The sequence below is a fragment of the Candidatus Symbiothrix dinenymphae genome, from assembly GCF_001431085.1.
Genome location: NZ_BBRU01000375.1, coordinates 1 through 467 on the forward strand (window position 1 = coordinate 1; position 467 = coordinate 467).

The following is a 467-nucleotide window of genomic DNA, read 5'->3' on the forward strand; positions in this document are numbered from 1 at the left end:
TTTTTTCAAAAAGAACTCGGCTAACAGCGGAATATCTTCCACTCGCTGCCGCAACGGTGGCCCTTCTATCTGAATGGTGTTGATGCGATAGAGCAAATCTTCCCGAAATTCGCCTTTTTGCACCGATTCCTGCAACCGGCGGTTGGTGGCACTGATCAAGCGAATATCCACCGGAATGGGTTTGTTGTCGCCTACGCGGATAATTTGTCGCGACTGCAAGGCATTCAGCAGTTTAGCCTGCAAAGGATAAGACAAATTGCCGATTTCATCGAGAAACAACGTACCGCGATTGGCAGCCTCAAATTTACCAATCCGGTCGGTTTTGGCATCCGTGAAAGAGCCTTTGACGTGTCCAAACAGTTCGCTTTCAAACAGCGATTCCGTGATAGCACCCATATCGACGGTTATCAGCACCTCCTTGTTGCGCGAAGAAAGCCGCTGAATTTCGCGGGCAATCACTTCCTTCC

1 protein-coding gene is annotated in these 467 nt (G+C 49.5%); it reads right to left on the reverse strand.

Annotation, left to right across the window (positions count from 1 at the left end; genetic code table 11):
- Nucleotides 1-467, reverse strand: a 467-nt coding sequence (locus tag ASC50_RS04405; RefSeq protein ID WP_162491135.1) for a sigma 54-interacting transcriptional regulator, incomplete at both ends; no start/stop codon positions are given.